The organism is Streptomyces sp. NPDC048420, assembly GCF_040651535.1.
Lineage (GTDB): Bacteria > Actinomycetota > Actinomycetes > Streptomycetales > Streptomycetaceae > Streptomyces.
Genome location: NZ_JBEZKG010000079.1, coordinates 1 through 1285 on the forward strand (window position 1 = coordinate 1; position 1285 = coordinate 1285).

At 67.8% G+C, this 1285-nt stretch carries 2 protein-coding genes; both read right to left on the bottom strand.

Annotated elements, in window-relative coordinates:
• Positions 1-33: 33 nt before the first annotated feature.
• Complete coding sequence (locus tag AB0D34_RS47270) at positions 34-921, bottom strand: IS3 family transposase (RefSeq protein WP_362674398.1); 888 nt, start codon at positions 919-921, stop codon at positions 34-36.
• Positions 918-1217, bottom strand: a complete 300-nt coding sequence (locus AB0D34_RS47275) for a transposase (protein ID WP_362674400.1) — start codon at positions 1215-1217, stop codon at positions 918-920. The genes AB0D34_RS47270 and AB0D34_RS47275 overlap by 4 nt, the downstream gene beginning before the upstream one ends.
• Between the last annotated feature and the right edge of the window lie 68 nt (positions 1218-1285).

A 1285-nucleotide genomic window follows, 5' to 3' on the forward strand; every position in this document is an offset into this window, starting at 1 on the left:
TGAAGTTTCCCCGTGATCTCGGACACGTGATCGTTATGCCGCGAGGGCGTGCTGATGCCGCTGCCTGGTCTCGGCCGGGGTGAGGTAGCCGAAAGTCCGGTGCTTGCGCAGGCGGCGGCGGTTGTAGAAGGTCTCGATGAAGTTGAAGACCTCGGCGCGGGCGGTGGCCCGGTCGGGCCAGGTACGGGTGCCGATCTCCTCCTTGAGTAGGGCCCAGAAGCTCTCCGCGGCAGCGTTGTCGAAGCATGATCCGGTGCGTCCGCAGCTCTGCCGCAGCCCCAACTTCCCTATCCGTTCCCGGAACTGGGTCGACGTATATTCACTGCCGCGATCGCTGTGAACCACGCAGCCGGGCTCCAGTCCGCCCCGGCCGCGGGCCATGTCGAGAGCGTCGACGACGAGCTCGGCGCGGTGGTGGTCGGCCATGGCGTAGCCGACGACCTCGCGGGTGGCCAGGTCCAGCCAGCAGGCGAGGTAGAGCCAGCCCTCGGCGGTGGGCAGGTAGGTGATGTCGCCGACCAGCTTGGTCCCGGGGCGCTCGGCGTGAAAGTCGCGGCCGATCAGGTCCGGGGCCGGCTTCGCCTTCGTATCCGGCCGGGTCAACGAACGCCGCCTGCGCCGGGTGACGCCGCGGATGTCGCGCTCACGCATCACGCGGGCGACGCGCTTGCGGTTCACCCGCCGGCCCAGGCGGCGCAGTTCGGCGTGGATGCGCGGGACACCGTAGGTGTGCCGGGAAGCGATGTGCACAACGGTGATCTCGTGCGCGATCGCGTCGTCGGCGGCCTGCCGGGCACGGCGGGCGGCCTCGCCCTCGCGCCAGGCGTAGTAGGAGGAGCGGGCGACCTTCAGCACCCGGCACAGCAGGACGATCGGGTAAGTCGCCTTCTCCGCATGGATCAACCGGTACAGCTCGCTCACCGGTCGTTCTCCTTCACGAAGAAGGCCGTCGCTTTTTTCAGGATCTCGATCGTCTGCTGCTGTTCGCGGACCTCCTTGCGCAGCCGCTTGAGCTCCACGCGCTCGGCGCTGGTCAGCTCACCGGACTCGCCCTCGCCCCGGTCTGCCTTCGCCCGGCGGTACCAGCCGCGCAGGGACTCGGAGCTGATGCCGAGTTCCCGGGCGACGGCGGTGACCGTCTTGCCCGAGGAATCGACGAGCGCGATCGCGTCCCGTTTGAACTCCTCGGTGTACCGCTTCGTGTACTTGCTTCCCACCTGGTGCTACTTCCTCTGGAACCTCAAGATCCCAGTCTCCAGGTGTCCACGATCAAGGGGAAGCTTCA